The organism is Streptomyces sp. BB1-1-1, assembly GCF_031597775.1.
GTDB lineage: Bacteria > Actinomycetota > Actinomycetes > Streptomycetales > Streptomycetaceae > Streptomyces > Streptomyces thinghirensis.
Genome location: NZ_CP134203.1, coordinates 1,942,196 through 1,965,064 on the forward strand (window position 1 = coordinate 1,942,196; position 22,869 = coordinate 1,965,064).

The following is a 22,869-nucleotide window of genomic DNA, read 5'->3' on the forward strand; positions in this document are numbered from 1 at the left end:
GCACCGTCAAATCACTTCTATTCTAGGGAGGTTGGAGCTGTACTGCGGCGGACGATCCGAACACGGAGCCGCCGAACAGGGGACCGTCGAACAGGCCTGCCACCGGATGACCACCGGACCAACGGGGGAGACACCATGAGCCCTGACGCGATGATCACGCACTTCGTGGGTGCCTCGGCTCTCGTCCTGGTGGTCGCCCACGCGGCCGGCTGGCTGGCCCGCCGGCTGAAACAGCCGTACATCGTGGGCCAGCTGTCGGCGGGCATCGCGCTCGGCCCCTCCCTGCTCGGAGCACTGGCACCGGACGCGTACGCGTCGCTGTTCCCGGAGGAGATCGGCCCGGCGCTGACCGGCTTCGCACAGTTCGCGCTGGTGGTCTTCCTGTTCGCGGTGGGCTACGAACTGGATCTGAAGATCCTCGGTGACCGTGCCCGCACCTCGCTGACCGTGGCGCTGGCCTCGTTCGTGGTGCCGATGGCCGTGGGCTGCGGGGGCGCGCTGCTGTTCCGGGAGCAGCTGCACGGCCTGGGCATGCCGCGTGACCTGTCCCCCGCGATGGTGGTGTTCGCCGGGGTCGCCCTGTCGATAACGGCGGTGCCCGTGCTGACGGCCATCGTGCGGGAGAACGGCTTGTCCCGGTCCGTGCCCGGTGTGGTGGCGGTCTCCGCGGCCGGGGTGCTGGACGCGGTCTGCTGGACCGTGCTGGCGGCGGCGCTGATGGACAGCGGCGGCTCCGGGACGGCGCTGGACTGGCCGTGGCGGGTCGCGCTCGCCGTCGGCTTCGTCACCGTGATGGCGGTCGCGGCCCGGCCGGTGCTGCGCCGGCTGCTGTGGCGGACACGGATGGAACCCTCGCTGCGGCTGGCGCTCCTCATCGGCTTCGCCCTCGGGTCGGCGTGGGTCACGCACTCCCTCGGGCTGCACGTGATCTTCGGTGCGCTGCTCGCCGGGGTGGTGGTCCCGCGCGAGGAGGGCGGCACGCTCGACCCGGACCTGCTGCGGCCGCTGCACGACGTCAGCTCGCTGCTGCTGCCGTTCTTCTTCGTGATCTCGGGGCAGTCCGTGGCGCTGAACAGCATGGACGGCACGGGCTGGACCGTCCTGCTGGTGGTGACCGTGCTCGCCGTCACGACGAAGATCGGCAGCGGGACCCTCGCGGCCCGGCTCGGCGGCCTGGACCGGCACGACGCGCGGACCGTCGGCGTACTGCTCAGCGCGCGCGGCCTCACCGAGCTGATCGCCCTCAACGCGGGCCTCCAGGCGGGCCTGTTGAGCGCCCCGCTCTACACGGTGCTCGTCTTCATGGCGCTCGCCACGACCCTGTTCACCCAGCCGCTCCTGCTCCTCACCCGCCGCCTGGCCGAACGGGACCGGGCCTCACGGCCCCCCTCCCCCGCCCCCTTCGCGCCCCCGCCCTCCCAGGACGGGACGACGACGGCACCCGCGGACGTCGGCTAGGCGGGGCCTGTCCGACGGACCGTGCCGCGGACGCGGGAGGGGCGGGCCGGCACGCCCGCCCGCACCGACGCGGTGCCGTGACTCCGGCGGACCGCACCGCCGGGCAAGGCGCCCCCGCGCCCCGCCCGGCCGCCCGGGCTACAGCGGCATCGGGGCCATGTCGCACTCGATGCGGCGGCGCTGGCGTGCCGCGGCCAGCCAGGGGTGGTCGGCGCGGACGGCGCCGGTGAAGCCCTCGACGGCCCTGCGCTGCAGCTCGTCCGCCTCCGCACCGCGGCCCAGGCCGCGCAGGTCGAGGGAGAGGTTGGCGGTGCAGGACAGCGTGAGCGGGTGGTTCTCGCCGGCGACCTCCGCGAGCAGCGGCAGGTTGGCCTCGTCGATCTCCCGGGCCCGGTCGAAGTCCAGCCGGGCGTAGGCCGTGCTGGCCTGTCCGATGGCGGTGGTCAGCGTGGTCACGTGCCGCTCCCCCACCGTCTCGGCCAGGCGGCGCGCCGCCTCGTCCTCCTCCTCCTGCGCGCTGTCCAGTGCCCCGAGCGTCCGCAGCGTGGCCGCCAGGTTGGCCCGGGTCAGCAGGGTGTAGAGGTGGTTGGCGCCGAGCCGCTGCTCGTAACGCCGGACGGTGTCCTCGGCCAGTTCACGGGAGCTTTCGAGGTCTCCGGCCAGGCGCCGGTCGACCGAGAGGTTGGTCGCCGTCGCCAACGAGTCCGAGTGGTCGCTGTCGTAGCGGTTGACGAAGCGCCGCAGCGTCTCCTCGGTGAGCTTGGCCGCCTCGGCGAGCGCGCCGTCGCGGCGCCGGCACACCGCGAGGTTGCGGGCGATGCGCAGGGTGAGCGGGTGCTCGTCGCCGAACGCGGTGCGCGCCCGGCGGTACACGTCCTCCTGGAAGTCGCGGGCGCCCGGGTAGTCACCGCTCTCGCGCATGTCGATGGCCAGGCCGTTGAGCGTGTTCAGGGTGAAGAAGCTCGCCGGGCCGAAGAGCAGGTCGCGCAGCCGGGCGTTCTCCTGGTCCAGCGGCAGGGCCTCGCGGAACTCACCGACCAGTCTGAGGTCGACGCCCCACGAGTGCGTCGCGCGCAGGGTGGCGGGGTCGTCGGAGCCGAACAGGGACCGGGCCAGCTCGGTGGCCTCCCGGCTCACGCTCCGCGCCTCCTCCATCCGGCCCTGGTAGCGGCGGGCGTCGGCCATCTCGCACAGGGAGTCGATCAGTTCCTCGGGTTCCACCTCCAGCCGGCGGGACGTCTCCAGCGCCTTCTCGATCAGCGGGATCGACTCGGAGACCTGCCCGGTCTGCCGCAGCAGGAACGAGAAGCTCTTCGTCATGCGGATGACGTGGATGTCCTCCTCGCCGGAGGCCGCGAGCCAGCGGCTCCAGGCCTCCCGCGCGTAGTCCGCGGCGCCCTGGTGGTCGCCCCAGTAGTAGAGGAACCAGATGGTGTCCGCGACCAGGTCCCGCACCCAGGTGTCGGAGCTGGTCACGGACTGCGAGGCGAGTACGTGGGGCAGCAGCGCCTGGTAGTCGGGCCATTCCAGGGACGATCCGTAGGCGCCCGGCTTGGCCGCCGACAGCAGCTGGTGCGCGGCGCCGCGCATCCGCTCGCGTTCGCCCTCGCCCAGCTTGGCCAGGAGCACGGTCTGCAGCAGGCGGTGCATCTGCAGGGTGTCGGCGCGCGGGTCGACCCTGATCAGGGAGAACTGGCTCAGGTCGCGCACCGCGCGGTTCAGCCGGATCGACTGACGCAGCAGCGGGTCGACCTCGGGCGTGATGCTCACGCCGCGGCTGCCCCGCAGGATCGAGCGCGGAATGGGCTCGGGGGCCATGCTGGCGCAGATGTCGAGGAGCTGCCGGGCGCCCGGGTTGTTCCGCTGGATGCGTTCCAGCGAGAGGTCCCACGCGGCGGCGACGGAGACCGGGTAGTCGGGCGTCGGGTCGAGTTCCAGGATCTCGGGGCTGCGCTGGGCGAGCAGGTCGAGGTACTCGTCGACGAGCATGCCGGTGACCGCGCGCCAGGCACCGGCCTGCTCGACGGCGAGCGGCAGGTCGCCGAGGGCGTCGGCGAGCCGGTCGGCGTCCTCGCTGCTCAGGTCGGGCGAGCGCCTCTGGAGCAGTTCGATGGACTCGGACCGCTCGAAGACGTTCACGGGCAGGGGGGTGGCCACTCGTTCCCAGGCCCGGTTCCGGGAGGTGACGATGACCTTGCCCGGCCCGTTGGTGGGGAAGTACTGGCGTACCGCCTCGACGTCCTCGGCGTTGTCGAAGACGAGCAGCCAGTCGTTGTACGGAGCGCCGTTGCGCAGCGCCTCCAGTACGGCGGGCACGGCGGTGTTGGCGGCGGGGGCACCCAGGCGGTCCTGGCTGGAGGGCGCGACGCCCAGCTGGGCGGCGAGGGTGCCCAGCGCGGCCAGGATGAGGCTCTCCCGCTCGGCGGGGATCCAGCAGATCACCTTGTACTCGTGCTGGTGGGTGTAGATGTACTCCAGGGCGAGCTGGGACTTGCCGACGCCGCCCAGGCCGTGCAGCGCGTGCGGCAGCACCGCGGCCGTGTCCTGGGCACTCAGTTGCTCCTCCACGGCCCTCAGCAGCCCCTGCCGGCCGACGAACGAGGTGTTCCGCAGGGGAACGTTCACCAGTAGGGCGGGCGTCGCGGTCGTGGTGCTCTGCATGAGCTGCTCAGCCTCCGGGGCTTCGGGTGGGGTCGCGTCGGTTACCAGGGGCGGCACGTGGTCTCCAGGTTCGTCGGGGTTGCTCGACGCTGGATCACTGCCTTCTCGGCCGCCGGATGATCCCCCGCCGCCCGCAGGGTTCACCTCAGTGGGTGTACCCGCGGGCAAACCGGCGCCCACCCGTTCGGCCGCACCGGGCGGCAGGCGCCCGGAGAGTTGGGGTTCGATGCGCCTGGCCCGTTCGGAGTAGGGCCCCGAGAGGGCGCGCATCACGGCCAGTTCGCTGCGCACCCAGCCGCCTTCGGCCGGGTCGGGCAGGGCTGCTCCGGCCGGGTCGTGCAGGGCGGCGCGCAGGGCGACGCCCCGCGGTCCGGCGGCCGGCAGCTCGCCCACCATGCTGACCGTGCGCGCCAGTTGGCTGCGGGTCGTGGTGGCGAGCAGTGCCTCGCGGACCCCGTCGGCGAACTCGGGGCGGCCTTCGCCGCCGCTGTTCCAGTCGATCAGCCCGCCCATGAGGATCTCGGCGAGGTGGTCGGGGCCGGTCTCCGGCATGGTGCGCCGCCGCATCTGTTCCACGAGGTCGAACTCGAAGGGGATGGCCGCCAGTTGGGTGGCGAGCCGGCGGGCGGCGGGGGTGGCGAGGGTGAAGAAGCGGCGTACGGCGGCGGTGGCGGCGCGCGGCAGGCGCGGGGCGCGCAGGCCGGGCGCGGGCGCACCCTTGGCGAGGGCGCCGGCGAGGACGACGGGCAGGGACCGGCGTACGCCCCGCTCGCCGGTGACGAGGTCGGCCCAGGTGCCGAGGGAGCCGGGCTTGAGGGACAGCACGGGCACCGGCACGGATCCGTCGCCGGCCTCGGGCAGCGGGCGCAGCGGGTCGGGGCCGCCGGGCGGCGCCCAGTGGCCGAGGCCGTCGTTGGGGGCGCCGAACCCGCCGGCCTCCAGGACCGCCTGGTACGGGTAGAGGGAGGTGCGGTGCCGCAGGTGCGGCGGCAGCAGGTGGACGAGGGCCGTGGGGCCGGCGTGGCCGAGCCGGCCGAGCAGGTCGTCGGCGGCCGGGGCCGCCCAGCCGTGGGCGAGCCCGTCGGTGACGACGAGGAAGACCCGGCCGCCCCGGCCGTCCAGGAGTTCGGCGGGGTCGGCGGCGGCGCGGTCGGCGGGCCGGCGCAGGGTGGCGGTGCCGGTGCGCGGGACGTGCACCCGGACGGCCCGGACGCCGCGGAAGGCGCCGCTGTGCTCGGCGGCCTCGGTGAGGCGGGCACAGGTCTCCTGCCAGATCCGCATGGTCGGGGCGTCGTCGACGAGCAGGACGAGGTCGAACGCGGTTGCCCGGGCGGGCCGCAGGAAGGGCAGCCAGAGGCCGTCGGACAGGCCCTGCTCGGCGGTGGCCTCCTCGTCGAGCTCCAGGGTGTGGCGGGAGGGGATGCGCCGGGCCAGTTGGTGCAGGGCTCGGGCGAGCAGCGCGGTGGTGCGGCCCGGGCCGGGCTGCGGGCGCTCCTCGGCGGGCAGCAGCGGCCGCCCGACGTGCAGCGCGAAGGTGCCCTCGGCGTCGGGTAACAGCCTTCGGCGGGTGGCCCGTTCGGCGGGCGCGCCGTCCGGCGGGCCGGTGGGCGAGGGCCGGTCCGCGGGGTCGTCCGGCGGTGCGGGCGCGGCGTGGAAGCCGGTGCCGGGGACGGTCGGCCGCGGGGCCGGTGCGGGACCGCCGGCGGGTGTGCCGTCGTCGGCCGGGGACGGTTCCGTAGGCCGTACGTCCTCGGCCTCGGCCTGGCTCTCGGCCCCGGTCTCCTTCTCCGTCTCGGTGGTGCGGGCGGGCCGCGGGTGCGCGGGGGCGGGGCCCTGCGCCGGTACGGGGTGGTCGCTGCCCGGGCCGCCGTGGCGGTTCCAGTACGCGGCGAGCCAGACCGCTTCGGCGACCTCCCGCCAGTGCGCGTCGGACGGCTCCGTCCCGTCCGGCGGCGGCTGGTCTCGGACGGTCGCCTCCTGGGCCGGGGCAGCGGTGACCGCCGCTCCGTACCCACTCGCGCCTTCGACGGACTCGGGAAACGCCGACGGAGGCGACGTCCCTGATACGGGATCACCGTCGCCCGGTCCGGATGCGCGCTCCCTGGGAAAGCCGGTCATTCAGCGGCCCTTCGCGAGGTCGCGGAGCAGCATTTCCACGAGCTTACGCCCGTCACCGTTCGCCTGGAAACCACCCGCGGTAGTCATCTGGACGGCATTGAGTAGCTGGTCCAGTGAGTGGGTGCCGCCGGACCGGATCCTCCCGACGAACTCGTCCACCAGGCGCTCGGTGCCCTCGGGCCGGACGCCCAGGTGGCCTTCCACCAGGGCGAGCAGCTGCTCACGGCTGGGAGTACGCAGCTCCAGCGGCAGGCAGCGCCGGCGGAAGGCGGCGGGGAACTCGCGTTCTCCGTTGCTGGTGATCACCACGACCGGGAACTCCCGGCACTCGACGCGCCCGCCCCGCACCAGCGCCTGGCCGGCGGGGTCGCTGGTGTGGACGCGCGCGGTGTCCACGGCGTCGCGCACCAGTTCCGGGACGTCATAACTTCCGTTCTCCAGGACGTGCAGCAGGTCGTTCGGCAGGTCGATGTCGCTCTTGTCGAGTTCGTCGACAAGGAGCACCCGTGGACGATCGTAGGGCAGCAGGGCGGTGCCCAGGGCCCCGAGGGTGATGAAGTCTCCGAGAACGGGCGGGAGTTGACTGTGTGCTGATACGACCGCCGGGTTGACGTCGTCCGGTACGGCCACCGCGCCGTCCTCGTGGGCCGTCGCCGGTCCGGTCCCGTCCGGTTCCCGGGCCGCCGTGCCGCGCAGGCCGGCCTGCCAGGCGGCGATGGCCTGTGCGCGGCCCATGGCGTCGTGGACGTACAGCCCGTCCCGCAGCGTGGTCCGGCTGACGATGCTCCACTCCAGGACCCTGCCGAGGCCCAGCTCCCGGGAGATCACGTAGGCGAGCGTGGACTTGCCGATTCCGGGCGGTCCGGTGATCAGCAGCGGTCGGCGCAGCAGCAGTGCGGCGTTGACGGTGTCGATCTCGTCGGGGCCGAGCTGCGGGGTGACGTCGCCGGGGCCCAGCCGGCGCACCGCGGCCTCCGGCTCGTCCGGCGGGGCGGGCTGGGACGGGGCGCCGAGGAACCGGCGCCAGGGCGGCGCCTGGGGCAGCGGGGGCGGGACGACCGGCGGCCGGCCGGTGCCGTGGAACACGCGCCAGCCGTTCGGGGACGTCTGTTCCTGCGCGTTCATGCCGGTGCCTCCTCGCCGGCGAGATCGCCGGGGTCGCTTGTGTGCATGTCGACGATTCGAGTGGGATCATCCCAGAAGAATCCGATGTGCCGCCCCAGAAGCCGGCCGGGGCCCTGCTGGTTCAGTGCGGCGTTCTGACGCAACCGGTGGATGGCGAGCGGGATCTGACCGGGTGTCGGGACCGCGGCGAACACGGCCGTCACCACCTCGCGTCGCTCCTCGGGGAAGGCTCCTCTGCGGTCCCACACCGCCAGCCCGATGCCTTCCGCTATGGCCGCCTTGAGTGCCTCCATGGCGGAGACCCGGGCCGGGGCGTCCAGCACCACGGCCGTGTGTCTGGTGTCCCCCGCGAGTGTCGCCTGCCACGCGTCGAGCCGCCGCCCGTCCGGCTCGCTCCAGGCGTGCACGCCGACCCCGTGCTGCCGCAGCGCGTGCCAGCGCTCCTGCCACTGGTGTCGCACCAGCGCGTCGTCGGTGCGCATCCGCTCCAGACTCCGTAGGTGCACCCCGTACTTCAGCCCGAGCGGCAACGGTCGCCCGTCGCCGATCCGGTACGTCAAACCCGCCACATCGTGGTTGAGGAGGTCGTACGGAAGGACGAACTCCACGTACGCCGACGGCTGCCTGTGTCCACCGGAGGAGGCCGGCTCCCCCGGCCCGGCCCACAGCCGGCCGCCCTGCCGCAGCGCGTCGTCGACGGCCGGGCCCAGCGCGTCCAGGGTGGTCACGGCGGGCGCGCCGGGCTGCGGATCCCAGTGGCCCGGCACGGTGTTGAGCCAGGGGCGTACGACGACGTCGTCGGAGCCGTCCCGGGCGGGCTCGACGGCGACGATCAGGCAGCGGGGGATGTCGGGGTCCCGCACGACGCGGGCGCGGGCCTCCCGGCGCCGCTTCAGCTCCGCGGCGAGGCCGGCCCGTTTGGCCCAGTCGTCGACCCAGTCGGTCAGCGCGGCGCGGTGGCCGCGCGTGGCGGCGAGGAGGGCCGCCCGGTCGAGGAGGAGGACGGCGGGGGGCAGCCCGTCCGGCTGGGCGTTCCACGCGAGGACGTGGAGGAAGAGCTGGTCGGGTAAGAGCCCGGTGGGCAGATCGAGGCCGTTGAGTTCCTCGGCGAGGTCGTCGCGCAGCCGGCCGGCGGGCAGGTCGCCCCTGGCGAGGACGGCGCGCGCGCCGGTCTCGTCGTCCCGGCCGAGCGGGCCCGGCGGCGCCTCGGAAGCGGCGGGCGCGTCGGGGGTGATCAGCCGGTCCAGTTCGTCGCCGGCGAGGGGCCCTTCGAGGATGCGCACCACTGCGACGAGTACGTGTTCCCCGCCCTCCACGTTCAGGGCGGTGCGGACCAGGGTGACCACGTCCTCGCGCTGTTTGACACCGCGCAGGTCGACGGGGCGGCCCAACTGGTCCCCGAGCACCGCGGCGAACTGGCCCCGCCCCTGCGGGTCCTCCGTACAACTGAGTCCGCACAGCGCCTCGGTCAGCTCCAGCAGCAGTGCCAGCCCTCGCGCATGCCCGGAGTCGCCCTCGGCTCCGCCGAATCCCGCGCCTGTCTCCACCGACTGTCCCCCATGAGTCGGTACGTCTGCCTGACCGACCTGCGAAGTTAGCACGGCAACTGACGGTTAACCAGGGACACGTGGGGTGTGGGGAGCCGGAGTCCGGCCGAGCCGCCCCGCCGGGGGCAACTCGGCCGGAAACGTGCGCTAGGTGTATTGACCCGCAGGGTTGTTGACGCGGGTCAATACACCTAGAGCCGGGGGTCCACCGGCTCGGACTCCAGCGCCAGGACGCCGAAGACCGCCTCGTGCACCCGCCACAGCGGCTCGCCGTCCGCCAGCCGGTCCAGGGCCTCCAGGCCGAGGGCGTACTCACGGGTCGCCAGGGACCGCTTGTGGTTCAGGAACCGTCCGCGCAGCCGGGCGAGGTTGTCGGGGCGCGTGTACTCGGGACCGTAGATGATCCGCAGGTACTCGCGTCCGCGGCACTTGATGCCGGGCTGCACCAAGCGGCCCTTGTCGTCGCGGACCAGGGCGCCGATGGGCTTGACCACCATGCCCTCGCCGCCGCGGCCGGTCATCTCCAGCCACCAGTCGGTGCCCGCCGCCACCGACTCGGGGTCGCCGGTGTCGACGTACAGCCTCCGGGTGGTCTGCAGCAGGCCGCTGCCGTCGTGCTCGACGAGCCGGTCGACGAGGGCGAGCTGCTCGTCGTGCGGCAGTGCGGCCAGGCTGCGGCCCTGGGTGGCCAGGATCTGGAACGGGGCCAGGCGGACGCCGTCCAGGCCGTCGGTGGGCCAGCAGTACCGGCGGTAGGCGTCCGTGAACGCGGCGGCGTCGGCGGACCGCCCGCGCTGCCGGTCGAGGAGGTCCCCGACCTCGACGCCGCGCGCCGCGGCGCCCTCCAGTGCGGCCAGCGCGCCCGGGAACACCGCGCCGGAGGCGGCGCCCACGGCGGCGTACTGGGAGCGCAGCAGCCCGGAGGCCTTGAGGGACCACGGCATCAGCTCGGCGTCCAGCAGCAGCCAGTCGGTGGCCAGTTCGTCCCACAGGTCGGCCTCGCCGATCGCGGTGCGCAGCCGGTCGAGGATCGCCTCGGTGACGGACGCGTCGTCGAGGAACGGGCGGCCGGTGCGGGTGTAGAGGGAGCCGGTGGGGCCGTCCACCCCGAACCGGGCGCGTGCCGCCTCGGCGTCGCGGCAGACCAGCACCACGGCGCGCGAACCCATGTGCTTCTCCTCGCACACGACCCGCGCCACCCCGTCGGCCGCGTACTGGGCGAAGGCCTCCTTCGGGTGCTCCAGGTAGCCGTCCACCCCCGAGGTGGCGGTCGGTGCCATGGTCGGCGGGAGGTACGGCAGCAGGCGCGGGTCGGTCGCGAAGCGGCTCATGACCTCCAGGGCGGCCGCACCGTTCTCCTCGCGCACGGTGATCCGCCCGGCGTGCCGGGTCTCCACCACCCGGCGTCCGTGCACGTCGGCCAGGTCCAGCGGCCGGCCGTCGTGTCCGCCGGGCGCCTCGGTGCGCAGCGGCTTGGCCGGCTCGTACCAGACCCGCTCGGCCGGTACGTCGACCAGTTCGCGCTCGGGCCAGCGCAGCGCGGTGAGCTTGCCGCCGAAGACGGCGCCGGTGTCCAGGCAGATGGTGTTGTTGAGCCAGGTGGCCTCGGGGACCGGTGTGTGGCCGTAGACGACGGCCGCGCGGCCCCGGTAGTCCTCGGCCCACGGGTAGCGCACCGGCAGCCCGAACTCGTCGGTCTCGCCGGTGGTGTCGCCGTAGAGGGCGTGCGAGCGGACCCGGCCGGAGGTGCGGCCGTGGTACTTCTCGGGCAGACCGGCGTGGCAGACCACGAGCCGGCCGCCGTCGAGGACGTAGTGGCTGACCAGGCCGTCGATGAACTCCCGTACCTCGGCGCGGAACTCCTCGCTCTCGCCGTCCATCTGCTCGATCGTCTCGGCGAGTCCGTGGGTGTGCTGGACCTTGCGGCCCTTCAGGAAGCGGCCGTACTTGTTCTCGTGGTTGCCGGGCACGCACAGGGCGCTGCCCGACTTCACCATGGACATCACGCGGCGCAGCACGCCGGGGCTGTCCGGGCCGCGGTCGACCAGGTCGCCGACGAAGACGGCGGTGCGGCCCTCGGGGTGGACGCCGTCGGTGTAGCCCAGCTTGCCGAGCAGGGTCTCCAGCTCGGCGGCGCAGCCGTGGATGTCGCCGATGATGTCGAAGGGGCCGGTGAGGTGCGTGAGGTCGTTGTACCGCTTCTCGGTGACGACGGTGGCCTGCTCGACCTGTTCCGTGCCGCGCAGGACGTGCACCTTGCGGAAGCCCTCGCGCTCCAGGTGCCGCAGGGAGCGGCGGAGTTCGCGGGTGTGGCGCTGGATGACCCGGCGGGGCATGTCGGCCCGGTCGGTGCGGGTGGCGTTGCGCTCGGCGCACGCCTCCTCGGGGACGTCGAGGACGACGGCGATGGGCAGCACGTCGTGCTTCCTGGCCAGGTCGATCAGCTGACGCCGGGCGTCCTGCTGCACGTTCGTCGCGTCGACGACGGTGCGGCGGCCGGCGGCGAGCCGCTTGCCGGCGATGTAGTGCAGGACGTCGAAGGCGTCCCGGCTCGCGCTCTGGTCGTTCTCGTCGTCGGCGACCAGGCCCCGGCAGAAGTCGGAGGAGATGACCTCGGTGGGCTTGAAGTGGCGCCGGGCGAAGGTGGACTTGCCGGAGCCGGAGGCGCCGATCAGCACGACGAGGGACAGGTCGGTGACGGGCAGGGCGCGGGCCCGCACGGGGGTGTCGGTGGCGCTCATGCGGCCTTCGCCTCCTTCTCGTTCTCGTTCGCGGTCTTCAGGTCGTTCGCGGCCCGGGTGAACACGGCCATCTGCGTGGGCGGGCCCACCTCGGGGTCCTCGGGGCCGACGGGGCGGAACTCCACGCCGTAGCCGTGCCGTTCGGCCACCGTCTGCGCCCAGGTGCGGAACTCCTCGCGGGTCCACTCGAAGCGGTGGTCGCGGTGGCGGACGTGCCCGGCCGGGAGGGACTCCCAGCGCACGTTGTACTCGACGTTGGGCGTGGTGACGACGACGGTGCGGGGGCGGGCCGAACCGAAGACGGCGTACTCCAGGGCCGGCAGCCGGGGCAGGTCGAGGTGCTCGATCACCTCGCTGAGCACGGCGGCGTCGTAGCCCCCCAGCCGCTTGTCGGTGTAGGCGAGGGAGCCCTGGAAGAGGTGCACGCGCGCCGCCTGCCGCTCGCCCATGCGGTCCAGCTTGAGGCGCCGGGAGGCGATGGTGAGCGCGCGCACCGACACGTCCACGCCGACGATCTCGGTGAACCGCGGCTCCTTGAGCAGTTCCCGCACCAGGTGCCCCTCGCCGCAGCCGAGGTCGAGGACGCGGGCGGCGGCGTTGTCCCGGAGGGCGGTGAGGATCGCCTCGCGGCGGTGCACGGCCAGCGGGGTCGGCTTCTCCTCCTGCTCGGCCTCCGCCTCGACCGCGTTGTCGATCTCCGCGACGTCGCTGTCGTCGGTCTCGGCAAGCCGGATCAGCTCCAGCCGGTCCATCGCCTCGCGGGTCAGGGACCAGCGGCGGGACAGGTAGCGGCTGGTGATCAGCTTCTGTTCCGGGTGGCCGGGCAGCCAGCCCTCGCCGGCCCGCAGCAGCTTGTCGACCTCGTCGGGCGAGACCCAGTAGTGCTTGGCGTCGTCGAGCACCGGGAGGAGGACGTAGAGGTGGCGCAGGGCCTCGGCGAGGGTGCGGGCCGCGGACTCCAGTTCGAGGCGGACGTAGCGCGAGTCGCCCCACTCGGGGAACTCGGTGTCCAGCGGGACGGCCTCGGCGGTGACCGTCCAGCCGAGCGGCTCGAAGAGGCGGCGTACGAGGTCGGGGCCGCCGCGGGCGGGCAGCGCCGGGACCTCGACGCGCAGCGGCAGCGGCTCGGCCGCCCGCTCGGGGCGGGACTTGCACACGCCGCGCATCGCGCTGGAGAAGACGTTGCCCAGCGCGACGGCGAGGAGCGAGGAGGCCGCGTAGGGGCGGTCGTTGACGTACTGCGCGAGGGCCGCGTCCGGGGCGCCGCCCCGGCCCTTTCCCTTGCCGCGCCTGACCAGCGCCACCGCGTCGACCTCCAGCAGCAGCGCGGCCGTGCAGCGCTGTTCCGCCGCCTCCGGGTAGAGCACGTGGGCCGTGCCGAAGGAGGTGGAGAACGCCTGCGCCTTGTCGGGATGCTTGTGCAGCAGGAAGCCGAGGTCGGTCGCGGGGCGCTCGGGAGTACCGGTGGTGGTGATGGTCAGGAACATGCGGAGGGCCTCTCCGGCCGGCGGATGCTTACGAGGTGCCGTACGCGCGGGAGCCCCCAGGGGGTTGTTCCCGGGGGCTCCGGCAGGACGACGGTCACACCATCGCACAGGGCTGGTGACCGGCGCCTTCGGTTATTCGAGGGGCGGCGTCACCGCGTCACGACAGCTGCGCCTGGACCTGGGAGGAGATCAGCTCCAGGTGGTCCAGGTCGTCGAGGTCGAGGATCTGGAGGTAGATCCGCTGCGCGCCGGCCTCGGCATAGCGGCCGATCTTCTCGACGACCTCGGCCGGGGAGCCGGCCAGGCCGTTGGCCTTCAGCTCCTCGACCTCGCGGCCGATCACGGCGGCCCGGCGGGCGACATCGGCGTCGTCCTTGCCGACGCAGGCGACGAGGGCGTTGGAGTAGGTCAGCGCGTCCGCCCCGCGGCCGGCCTCCTCGGCGGCGGCCCGGACCCGGCCGAACTGGCGCTCGGTGTCCTCGACCGAGGCGAAGGGGATGTTGAACTCGTCGGCGTACCGGGCGGCCAGCCGCGGCGTGCGGACGGCACCGTGGCCGCCGATGAGCACGGGGACCTTCGCCTGCGCGGGCTTGGGCAGCGCGGGCGACTCGGTGAGGTCGTAGAACTTGCCGTGGAAGTCGAAGGACTTGCCGGCCTCCGTGGCCCACAGACCGGTGACGATCTCCAGCTGTTCTTCGAGGCGGGCGAACTTCTCCTTCGGGAAGGGAATGCCGTACGCCTTGTGCTCCTCCTCGAACCAGCCGGCGCCCAGACCCAGCTCGACCCGGCCGCCCGACATCTGGTCGACCTGCGCGACCTGGATGGCGAGGACGCCGGGCAGCCGGAAGGTGCCGGCGGTCATGAGGGTGCCGAGCCGGATGCGCTTGGTCTCCCGGGCGAGGCCGGCGAGGGTGATCCAGGCGTCGGTGGGTCCGGGGAGGCCGTCCACGGAGCCCATGCGGAGATAGTGGTCCGAGCGGAAGAAAGCGTCGAAACCGAGGTCCTCGGTGGCCTTCGCCACGGTGAGCAAGGTGTCGTATGTGGCCCCCTGCTGGGGCTCGGTGAAGATACGGAGATCCATGTCTCCATCCTGCCTGCTCGGCTGGGGAGCGTCGCACAGGCTCCTTCCGTCGGCCCGGCGCGTTCCCGGCCTCCGGCGGGTGATTTCGCGTCATTCCCGGGCCTGTTGCGGGGTCGGTCCAGTGACCGGGCCGGACGGTGATCGTTTGCCGGGGCGGAGCCGGATCGCCCGGCGTCCGCGCCGGGCCGTGTGCGCCGGTGCGTCACCAGTGCCGGCCTCCCCGGTGGGGGGCCTCGGGGCCGAGGAGGCCGTCATGTCCGAAGAGACCGTGCCGCAGGGAGGCGGGGCGGATGCCCGGCCGAAGGGGCTGCTCCAGCAGATGGAGGAACTCATGGCGGCGCTGAACGCGGACCTGTCGGCTCTGGACGCCGACCTCCAGTCGGCCGGGGGCCAGGGGCGGCAGGCGGGGGCGGAGGGGCACGCCGACTGAGGCGTGCGGGGGGGGATGCGGTCGGCGGCTCGCGGTGTCATGGCTAGCCGGCCTCCCGCTCCGGTAACTCCGCGTCGCGGTCCGCCAGTTTGCGCAGCATCTCCATGACCCGGTCCCGTGACTCGTCCGCCGCGTCGATCGCCTCCATGCACTGCCAGTACGTGGCCTCGTCGTCCGCGGCGCAGGCGATGCCGACGAGGGCGATGCCGGTCTCGCCCAGCAGGGTGCCGAGGCGCATCAGGGCCTGGCGGGCGTCGCCCAGTTCGGTGAGCTGGGCGGCGCGCAGCTCGCCCGGGGCCAGGTCGGGGGTGCGCAGCACTCCGCAGCCGCGGCCCGCCAGCTCGGTCAGCCCCAGTGCCTCACCGCGCAGTTCGGGTGGTCCGGAGACCGCCAGCCGGCTGCCGATCGCCTGTGCCAGGGCCTGCACCTGCCACACCTCCGTCAGGATGTCCGGCACCTCGCCGCCGGCTGCCAGGGCGCGTCCACTCGTCACGATGAGCCGCACAGCGTCCATGCGCTGCCCCCGTCTGTTTCCGACGCGCTCAGGGCGCGTCCGCCCGAACTCCGTTGTCCACTACCCAGAGTGAAGGCGTGTGGGACGAAAAGCCAGAGGAAGGCGGAAATCTTCGGACAACAAATTGATTTCTGGCCGGTTAACGACTGCGGAGAGTAATAACGGAGTGCGCGGCTCCCCCTCAGCTCTCCCGGTCCTTCCGCACCGGGAACCGCAGCTCGTTCCGCTCGATCTTCGCCGCCAGCGCGGCCAGCGGGTCGACGTCGAGCACCTCGCAGAACTGGAGCAGATACGCCAGCACGTCGGCGACCTCGTCCCGGACCCGGTGCGCGGTGTCCGGGTCGGTCATGACGCGGGCCGACTCCTCGGGCGTCAACCACTGGAAGATCTCGACGAGTTCGGACGCCTCCACGCTGAGGGCGGCGACGAGGTTCTTGGGCGTGTGGTACGGCTGCCAGTGCCGCGCCGCCGCGAACTCGGCCAGCCTGCGCCGCAACGCCATGAGGTCCTGGGCAGGGTGAGGGTGATCGGTCACGTGACCAGGTCTACCACCGTGACACCGTCGGTCCCGGCCGCCCAGGTGGCATCGGCGACCGCCGCGACGAGGCGGATGTGCCCGCGGTCGCACATCCGAACCGCCAGCCGGAGCAGTTCCGCCCGCTGCCGCACGTCCAGGCCGCGGTCGAAGCCGTCGGCGAGCACGGTGAGCGTCTGCAGCGCCGCGGGCACCTCGCCGGCCGGGTCGACCTCCAGCACACCGGGGCCGGTGAACAGCACCAGGGCGAGGGCGAGGTAGCGCAGCTCGCCGTAGCCGAGGCGCGCGAGGCCGGTCCGGGTGCCGTCGCCCCGGTCCAGCAGCGCGCGCACCACGCCCCCGGCGACGGGTTCGGCCAGGACGTCCGCGACGGGGCCCGCGCATCCGGCGCGTACCGCCGCGACGAACTGCGCGTGCCGCCTCCCGCACTCGGCGCGGGTGCGCCACAGCACGTCGGCGAGGTTGTCGCAGCCGCCTAGCAGGCGCCCGGAGCCGGTGGGCACGGGCTCCCGCATCCGGCCGGGCCGCGGATCGCAGGCGAAGACGGAACGCAGGGCGACGACCATCTGCTCGGCCGCGGCCAGCACCCTGCGCTGCCCCTCCGTCTTGCCGGCCACCCGCAGCGGCAGCAGCGGTGTGCCGAGCCGGTCGTCCGGCAGCGGGGCGCGGGTCACGGGCGCGGACCCGGCCGTGTGCCAGGCCGCCTGCACGGCCCGCCGGCCGGGATCGCGCAGGGCCGTCTCCAGCAGTACGACGCCGTCCGCCGTCAACCGCTCCCCCACGATGCGCAGTTCCGGTTCGGCCTGTACGGCGACGTCCAGGTGCACCGGGCCCGCGGCGCCGTCGGCCGTGCAGCCGATGCGGAAGCCGCGGCGGTGCTGGGCGTCGGGCCGGGCCCGCTCGGGCACGCAGGCGACCGGGTCGGGGAACACCGCGCCGAGCTGGGCGCCGCCCCCGAGCCTGGCCAGCGCGTCGTACGCCCGGAGCGCACTGGTCTTGCCGCTGCCGCTGGGCCCGGCGAGCACGGTGAGCGGACCGAGCGGCAGTACGGCGCGCCGGTGCCCGGCGAAGGCGGACAGCCGCAGCTCCGTGATGCGGGGCCGGTCCGGGTGGGGCGGGACGGGAGTGGCGGACACCGTTGACGCAGTTGACACGGCCATATGCGGACCGTAGAAGTCCGGCTCATGGCGAACCGTTTTGCCCGGAGGACGTTCCTACGATCGGGGGACGGCGCCGTCAGGGCCGGGGCGCCCGTCACACCTGGGAGGTCCGGGAGGCGTCCGCGACGATCCGCGCCGCGCGCGCCCCGCCGGCCCCGTCACCCCCCGGGAACCTCCGCCGCGCCCTCCATCAGCCCGTTCACCTCGGTCCCGGACGGCGTCAGCAGGAAGACGTTGCGGTCGACGCGGTGCATGCCGCTGGCCAGGCCGAAGACGACGCCCGTACTGAAGTCCAGTACCCGCTTGGCGACCTCGGTCTCGGCGCTGGTCAGGTCCAGCAGGACCGGAATGCCCGCCATGAGGATCTCGGCGACCTCGCGGGCGTCCGCGAACACGTTGACCCGCAGGACGACGAAACGGCGACGCGTCTCCGTCTCCGCCTCCGGCATCGCCCGGTGGCCGACCGCGGACGGCCATGCGTCGCGCCCGCGCAACGGAACGACCTGGGCGAGCCCCTCCCACTGTTCATCGGTGACGTCGTGGCTGTTCACCGGCTCCCCCGATTTCACTCGCCTTCATTGCCTGCACCAGCCAATTCTTACGCCAAGTCACCCGTTCGGCCCAACAGCGACACGGTTCGCGACGCTCCGTGTCCGGTGATTGCCACCGCGACCGCCGGGGTACTCAGCGACGGCCGCTCCGCACGCGCGGGCGCCGTAGCCGTGCCGACACCCGAAGGAGAGCCCATGGGTGCGCTGGACCTGCCCGAACCCGTCACTCGCGAGGGGGCGCCGCCGCCGGTCGACACCGTCGCGCTCCGAACCGCCCTGAGCGAGCGGGTCGACGGTGAGGTCCGCTTCGACGCCGGGAGCCGGGCGGCGTACTCCACGGACGCCTCGAACTTCCGGCAGACGCCCATCGGCGTGGTCGTCCCGCGCACCCCCGAGGCCGGTGCCGAGGCGGTGGCCGTGGCGCGGGAGTTCGGTGCGCCGGTGCTGTCGCGGGGCGGCGGGACGAGCCTGGCCGGACAGTGCACCAACGCGGGTGTGGTGCTCGACTGGTCGAAGTACTGCACCCGCGTGGAGTCGGTGGACACCGATGCCCGCACCTGCGTCGTGCAGCCGGGGATCGTGCTGGACGACCTCAACCGGCAGCTCGCGCCGTACGGGCTGCGCTACGGGCCCGAGCCCGCCACCCACGCCAACTGCACGATCGGCGGCATGATCGGCAACAACTCCTGCGGCGCCACCGCACAGGCGCACGGCAAGGTCGTCGACAACATCGCCCGCCTGGAGGTGCTGCTCTACGACGGCACCCGCTTCTGGTGCGGGGAGACCGGCGACGAGGAGTACGCCGGGATCGAGCGGCAGGGCGATCTGCGGGCGACCGTCTACCGGCGGCTGCGTGCCCTGCGCGACACCTACGCGGACGAGATCCGCCGCCGGTTCCCGGACATCCCGCGCCGGGTCTCCGGCTACAACCTGGACTCGCTGCTGCCGGAGTACGGCTTCGACGTCGCCGGACTGCTGGTGGGCAGCGAGTCGACGCTGGTCACCGTCCTGCGGGCGGAGCTGGAGCTGGTGCCGGTGGTGAAGGAACGGGTTCTGGTGGTGCTCGGGTTCGACGTCATCGACAAGGCCGCCGACGCCGTGCCCGACATCCTGCCGCACGAACCGATCGCGCTGGAGGGCGTGGACGCCCGGCTGGTCCGGGACCAGCGGATCAAGCGCCTCAACGACAAGGCGCTCGCCGAGCTGCCCGACGGCAACGCCTACCTGATGGTGCAGTTCGGCGGCGACACCGTCGAGGAGGCGGGCGCGCGGGCGCACCGGATGCTGGAGGCGGTGCACCGCTCCGAGCACGACGCGGACTGCTCGTTCCTCGACGACCCGGCGAACGAGCAGGCGCTGTGGCAGGTGCGTGAGGCCGGTCTCGGCGCCACCGCGCACATCCCGGGCAAGCCCGACACCTTCGAGGGCTGGGAGGACTCGGCGGTCGCCCCGGAGAAGCTGGGCGACTACCTGCGGCGGCTGCGCGCGCTGTTCGAGGAGTTCGGCTATCTGAGCGACACCGGGCCCAGCCTGTACGGGCACTTCGGGCAGGGCTGCGTGCACACCCGGATCCCGTTCGACCTGTACACCGCGGACGGGGTGGCGACGTACCGGCGGTTCATGGAGCGGGCGGCCGACCTCGTCGTGGAGTTCGGCGGGTCGCTGTCCGGGGAGCACGGAGACGGGCAGAGCCGGGGCGAGCTGCTGCCGCGGATGTTCGGGGACGAGCTGGTCGAGGCGTTCGGGCGGCTGAAGGCCGTCTTCGATCCGCTGGACCGGATGAACCCGGGGAAGGTCGTCGCGCCGTACGGGCTGGACGAGAACCTGCGGCTGGGCGGTGACTGGTCCCCGTACGAGCCCCGCGACCTGCGCTTCCGGTTCCCGCACGACGGCGGGTCGTTCTCCCAGGCGGCCAATCGGTGCGTGGGCGTCGGAAAGTGCCGGCAGCACACCAGTGACGGCACGGTGATGTGTCCGTCGTACCAGGTGACGCGGGAGGAGGAGCACTCCACCCGGGGCCGGGCCAGGCTGCTGTTCGAGATGCTCGACGGGCACGGGGACGGGGCGATCCAGGACGGCTGGCGCTCGGAGGCGGTCAAGGACGCCCTCGATCTCTGCCTGGCCTGCAAGGGATGCAAGAAGGACTGTCCGGCGGACGTGGACATGGCCACGTACAAGGCGGAGTTCCTGTCCCACCACTACGAGGGGCGGCCGTGGCGCAGGCCGCGCTCCGACTGGTCGATGGGCTGGCTGCCCGCGCTCGCCCAGGCCGTGGGCCGCACCCGGCTCGCGCCGGTGGTCAACGCGCTCACCCACGCTCCGCTGCTGTCGAAGGCCGCCGTGCTGGTGGCGGGGGTGGCGGACCGTGAGGTGCCGCTGTTCGCGGAGCAGACCTTCGAGCAGTGGTTCGCCCGCCACGAGCCGTACGGCGACGGGCGGCGCGGGACCGTGCTGCTGTGGCCGGACACCTTCACCAACCATTTCCATCCGCACATCGGACGGGCGGCGGTACGGGTGCTCGAGCACGCCGGCTGGCGGGTGGAACTGCCGTCCGAGCCGCTGTGCTGCGGGCTGACCTGGATCTCCACCGGACAGCTCGGGACGGCGGAGAAGGTGCTCACCCGGACCGTGCGCGGACTGGCGGAGCACGTGCGGGCGGGCGGTCTGGTGGTGGCGCTGGAGCCGAGCTGCACGGCCGTGTTCCGGGCGGACGCGACGGAGATGTTCCCCGGCGACCAGGACGTGCGCCGCCTGGGCGAGCAGACGGTGACGCTGTCGGAGCTGCTCACCGAGCACTCCCCCGGCTACGAGCCGCCGCGGGTGCCCGACCGGTCCGCGAAGGCGCTGGCGCAGGTGCACTGCCACCAGCACGCGATCATGGGCTGGGAGGCCGACCGGGAACTGCTGCGCCGGGCCGGGGTGGACGCCGAGCGGCTGGACTCCGGCTGCTGCGGACTGGCCGGCAACTTCGGCTTCGAGCGCGGCCACCTGGACGTCAGCGAGGCGTGCGCGGAGCGGGTGCTGCTGCCGCGGCTGCGGGAGGAGGACGAGGCGACCGTCGTACTCGCCGACGGCTTCAGCTGCCGGACGCAGATCCACGAGTTCGACAGCGGCGGCCACGAGGGCGTGCACCTGGCGGAGCTGCTGGCCTCGGCGCTCCCCGCCGCCGCGGGCGACACGGACGTCCCCGGCAGCGCGTACGGCACGGCGCCGGGCGCCCGGCCGGTGGCCCCGGGGCGGCGGGCCAAGGCCCTGGCCCTGGCGGGCACGGGGCTGGCCGCCGTCGGCGCGGCGGCGGCACTGGCGCGAGGCCTGTACCGCCGCTGAGTCGGCACCTGCTCGCGGCCGGGCGCCCGGCCGCGGGCATTCAGGCAGCCTGCTCCTGGCTGCCGGCCAGCGCCCAGATCACGAACACGTCGATCGCCATCATGATCACGGCCCAGACCGGTGCGTACGGCAGGAAGAGGAACTGGGCGACCAGGCTCAGCGAGGCCAGGAAGATGCCCGCGAAGCGCGCCCAGGCCATGCCCTTGAGCAGGCCGTAGCCGGTGACGAGCACCACCGCGCCCAGGATGACGTGGATGATGCCCCAGCCGGTGAGGCTGAGTTCGTAGACGTAGCTGCCGACGCGGGCGTAGACGTCGTCCTCGGCGATGGCCGCGATGCCCTGGAGGACGGCGAGGGCGCCGTTCAGCAGCAGCAGTACGCCCGCGAAGACGACGCCGCCGGTCACCCAGCCGCTGGTGCGGTCCGCCGGCCGCGGGGCCCCTGCGCCGTGCGTCGGCCTGCCGGGAGAAGGTGCGGCGTGCTGGCTCATGAGCGGAGTCCTTTCTGTTGTCCCCCGTACGGGCCTGCCCCCACCGGCACCCCGGGGCGCCGACAGGTCACTCCGAGCCTGCGGGCACCCGGCCCCCGCGGCCATACGGATCCGCCGCACGGGTGAACCGGCTCCGACCGCACCGCGCTCCCCGGTCCCCGGAGCGGAAGCGTGCGCGTGCGGCCCTCCCCCGTCTCGCGTTTACTGAAGCGCACATGCGAACGCGCGCGACGGACCGTCGGACCAGGAGGGCCCGTGACGACTCAGCCCGCGCCGGCGAACGCGGTGCCGGCCCGGGCCGAGCAGTCACTGCGGCGCACCCTGCTCAGCCCCGGCTATCTGCGGCTGTTGCTGCTGTGCGTACTGCTGGGCGTTCCCATCGCGCTGGCCTGCTTCTTCTTCGTCGGTCTCCAGCACGAGTTCCAGCACTGGGTGTGGACATCGCTGCCCGAGGCCGCCGGGTACGGCGCCCCGCCCTGGTGGTGGCCGCTGCCCGCGCTGGTGCTCGCCGGGCTGATCCTGGCGCCGATCGTGACCCGGATGCCGGGCGCCGGCGGCCATCTGCCGGTGAACGGGCTGGGCGGCGCGCCCGTCGGCCCCCGCGCGCTGCCCGGCGCCGTCCTGGCGGCGCTCGCCACGCTGCCGCTCGGCGTGGTGCTGGGCCCCGAGGCCCCGCTGATGGCCGTCGGCAGCGGGCTCGCCCTGCTGGCGGTACGGCGGGCCGGGGCCGCGGGGGACCCGAGGGCGAGCGCGATCCTCGCGACCGCCGGCTCCACCGCCGCGATCTCGACCATCCTCGGTGGCCCGGTGGCGGCGGCGGTGCTGCTCATCGAGGGCGCGGGTCTCGCCGGTGCCCAACTGGTCGTGCTCCTGCTGCCCTGTCTGCTGGCCAGCGCGACGGGCGCCCTGGTCTTCACCGGGTTCGGTCAGTGGACCGGCCTGAAGATCGGCGCGCTGGCCCTGCACGACGTGCCGCCTGGCGCCAACCCGGACGTGGGTGACTTCCTGTGGGGCGTCCCGACGGCGGCACTGATCGCGGTGCTGATCACGCTGGGCCGCGAGCTGGGCCACCGGACCGTCTCCTGGACGCGGCACCGCACGGCCCTGCGCACCGTCGCCTGCGCCACGGCGGTCGGCGGCTGCCTCGCCGCGTACGCGCTGATCACCGGCCGTTCCCCGGCGGAGGCGGCGCTGTCCGGACAGGCGACCCTGGCCCGGCTCGCCGCGGACCCGCACGCCTGGTCCGTGGGCGCGCTGGTCGCGCTCGTCGCCTGCAAGGGGCTGGCCTGGGGCATCGCGCTGGGCAGTCTGCGCGGCGGCCCGATCTTCCCGGCCGTACTGCTGGGCACGGCGACCGCCATGGCCTGCTCCGGCCTGCCCGGTTTCGGCGCGACCCCGGCCCTCGCCCTCGGCATCTCCGCCGCGGCGGCCGCGGTGACCGGGCTGCCGCTGGCCAGCGCGGTGCTGGCGGTGCTGCTGGTGGGCGGGGACGCGTACGACCAGATGCCGCTGATCGTCACCGCGTCGGTGGTCGCCTTCGTCGTCACCCAGCTGGTCCGCCGGACAGAGCCGGGAGCGGGAGCGGAACCGCCGAAAGCGGCACCGGAGACGGCACGGTGACCGAGCGCCGGGCCACCACCACGG

General features: G+C 73.7%; 15 protein-coding genes. 4 read left to right on the forward strand and 11 right to left on the reverse strand.

Annotated features, from left to right (window positions below):
* Positions 1-135 precede the first annotated feature (135 nt).
* On the forward strand, positions 136-1,458 hold the full coding sequence (locus RI578_RS08945; RefSeq protein ID WP_310870613.1) for a cation:proton antiporter: 1,323 nt from the start codon (positions 136-138) through the stop codon (positions 1,456-1,458).
* 138 nt (positions 1,459-1,596) lie between these two features.
* Here RI578_RS08945 and fxsT read toward each other — a convergent pair whose 3' ends face one another.
* From fxsT to RI578_RS08975, 6 genes are all read right to left on the reverse strand, one after another.
* Positions 1,597-6,237, reverse strand: a complete 4,641-nt coding sequence (gene fxsT, locus RI578_RS08950; RefSeq protein ID WP_310870614.1) for an FxSxx-COOH system tetratricopeptide repeat protein — start codon at positions 6,235-6,237, stop codon at positions 1,597-1,599.
* Positions 6,238-7,362 carry an AAA family ATPase gene (locus RI578_RS08955; protein ID WP_310870615.1) on the reverse strand — a complete coding sequence of 375 codons (1,125 nt, stop codon included), beginning with the start codon at positions 7,360-7,362 and terminating at the stop codon, positions 6,238-6,240.
* Positions 7,359-8,909 carry an effector-associated domain 2-containing protein gene (locus tag RI578_RS08960; RefSeq protein WP_310870616.1) on the reverse strand — a complete coding sequence of 517 codons (1,551 nt, stop codon included), beginning with the start codon at positions 8,907-8,909 and terminating at the stop codon, positions 7,359-7,361. Before RI578_RS08960 ends, RI578_RS08955 begins: the two co-directional genes overlap by 4 nt.
* Before the next feature lie 191 nt (positions 8,910-9,100).
* Positions 9,101-11,650, reverse strand: a complete 2,550-nt coding sequence (locus RI578_RS08965; protein ID WP_310870617.1) for a polynucleotide kinase-phosphatase — start codon at positions 11,648-11,650, stop codon at positions 9,101-9,103.
* The gene (locus tag RI578_RS08970) at positions 11,647-13,137 is read right to left on the reverse strand and encodes a 3' terminal RNA ribose 2'-O-methyltransferase Hen1 (protein WP_310870618.1); all 1,491 of its coding nucleotides are present in this window, start codon (positions 13,135-13,137) and stop codon (positions 11,647-11,649) included. The genes RI578_RS08965 and RI578_RS08970 overlap by 4 nt, the downstream gene beginning before the upstream one ends.
* Positions 13,138-13,294: 157 nt before the next feature.
* Positions 13,295-14,218, reverse strand: a complete 924-nt coding sequence (locus RI578_RS08975; RefSeq protein ID WP_310870619.1) for an LLM class F420-dependent oxidoreductase — start codon at positions 14,216-14,218, stop codon at positions 13,295-13,297.
* 253 nt (positions 14,219-14,471) lie between these two features.
* Here RI578_RS08975 and RI578_RS08980 point away from each other — a divergent pair, with 253 nt between their 5' ends.
* Complete coding sequence (locus tag RI578_RS08980; RefSeq protein ID WP_310870620.1) at positions 14,472-14,648, forward strand: hypothetical protein; 177 nt, start codon at positions 14,472-14,474, stop codon at positions 14,646-14,648.
* A gap of 43 nt (positions 14,649-14,691) precedes the next feature.
* On the opposite strand, the gene RI578_RS08985 is transcribed toward RI578_RS08980, so the two are convergent.
* The 4 genes from RI578_RS08985 to RI578_RS09000 form a co-directional block, all read right to left on the reverse strand.
* Positions 14,692-15,162, reverse strand: coding sequence for a DUF6099 family protein (locus RI578_RS08985; RefSeq protein WP_310870621.1), 471 nt, complete (start codon positions 15,160-15,162; stop codon positions 14,692-14,694).
* Between the two features lie 181 nt (positions 15,163-15,343).
* Entirely contained in the window at positions 15,344-15,697 is a 354-nt protein-coding gene (locus RI578_RS08990) for a nucleotide pyrophosphohydrolase (protein WP_383553883.1), read from the reverse strand.
* Entirely contained in the window at positions 15,694-16,857 is a 1,164-nt protein-coding gene (locus RI578_RS08995; RefSeq protein WP_310870622.1) for an ATP-binding protein, read from the reverse strand. Before RI578_RS08995 ends, RI578_RS08990 begins: the two co-directional genes overlap by 4 nt.
* A gap of 158 nt (positions 16,858-17,015) precedes the next feature.
* On the reverse strand, positions 17,016-17,408 hold the full coding sequence (locus tag RI578_RS09000) for a cell division protein SepF (protein WP_310870623.1): 393 nt from the start codon (positions 17,406-17,408) through the stop codon (positions 17,016-17,018).
* Positions 17,409-17,603: 195 nt separating this feature from the next.
* On the opposite strand from RI578_RS09000, the gene RI578_RS09005 reads away from it, so the two are divergent.
* The gene (locus tag RI578_RS09005) at positions 17,604-20,735 is read left to right on the forward strand and encodes an FAD-binding and (Fe-S)-binding domain-containing protein (protein WP_310870624.1); all 3,132 of its coding nucleotides are present in this window, start codon (positions 17,604-17,606) and stop codon (positions 20,733-20,735) included.
* A 40-nt stretch (positions 20,736-20,775) separates the two neighbouring features.
* Here RI578_RS09005 and RI578_RS09010 read toward each other — a convergent pair whose 3' ends face one another.
* Positions 20,776-21,225, reverse strand: coding sequence for a hypothetical protein (locus tag RI578_RS09010; RefSeq protein ID WP_310870625.1), 450 nt, complete (start codon positions 21,223-21,225; stop codon positions 20,776-20,778).
* A gap of 255 nt (positions 21,226-21,480) precedes the next feature.
* On the opposite strand from RI578_RS09010, the gene RI578_RS09015 reads away from it, so the two are divergent.
* On the forward strand, positions 21,481-22,845 hold the full coding sequence (locus tag RI578_RS09015) for a chloride channel protein (RefSeq protein ID WP_310870626.1): 1,365 nt from the start codon (positions 21,481-21,483) through the stop codon (positions 22,843-22,845).
* Positions 22,846-22,869 lie beyond the last annotated feature (24 nt).

Coding starts and splice junctions, on each gene's coding strand:
- RI578_RS08945 (WP_310870613.1), top strand. CDS start 136: ATGAGCCCTGACGCGATGATCACGCACTTCGTGGGTGCCTCGGCTCTC.
- fxsT (WP_310870614.1), bottom strand. CDS start 6,237: ATGACCGGCTTTCCCAGGGAGCGCGCATCCGGACCGGGCGACGGTGAT.
- RI578_RS08955 (WP_310870615.1), bottom strand. CDS start 7,362: ATGAACGCGCAGGAACAGACGTCCCCGAACGGCTGGCGCGTGTTCCAC.
- RI578_RS08965 (WP_310870617.1), bottom strand. CDS start 11,650: ATGAGCGCCACCGACACCCCCGTGCGGGCCCGCGCCCTGCCCGTCACC.
- RI578_RS08970 (WP_310870618.1), bottom strand. CDS start 13,137: ATGTTCCTGACCATCACCACCACCGGTACTCCCGAGCGCCCCGCGACC.
- RI578_RS08975 (WP_310870619.1), bottom strand. CDS start 14,218: ATGGATCTCCGTATCTTCACCGAGCCCCAGCAGGGGGCCACATACGAC.
- RI578_RS08980 (WP_310870620.1), top strand. CDS start 14,472: ATGTCCGAAGAGACCGTGCCGCAGGGAGGCGGGGCGGATGCCCGGCCG.
- RI578_RS08985 (WP_310870621.1), bottom strand. CDS start 15,162: ATGGACGCTGTGCGGCTCATCGTGACGAGTGGACGCGCCCTGGCAGCC.
- RI578_RS08995 (WP_310870622.1), bottom strand. CDS start 16,857: ATGGCCGTGTCAACTGCGTCAACGGTGTCCGCCACTCCCGTCCCGCCC.
- RI578_RS09005 (WP_310870624.1), top strand. CDS start 17,604: ATGGGTGCGCTGGACCTGCCCGAACCCGTCACTCGCGAGGGGGCGCCG.
- RI578_RS09010 (WP_310870625.1), bottom strand. CDS start 21,225: ATGAGCCAGCACGCCGCACCTTCTCCCGGCAGGCCGACGCACGGCGCA.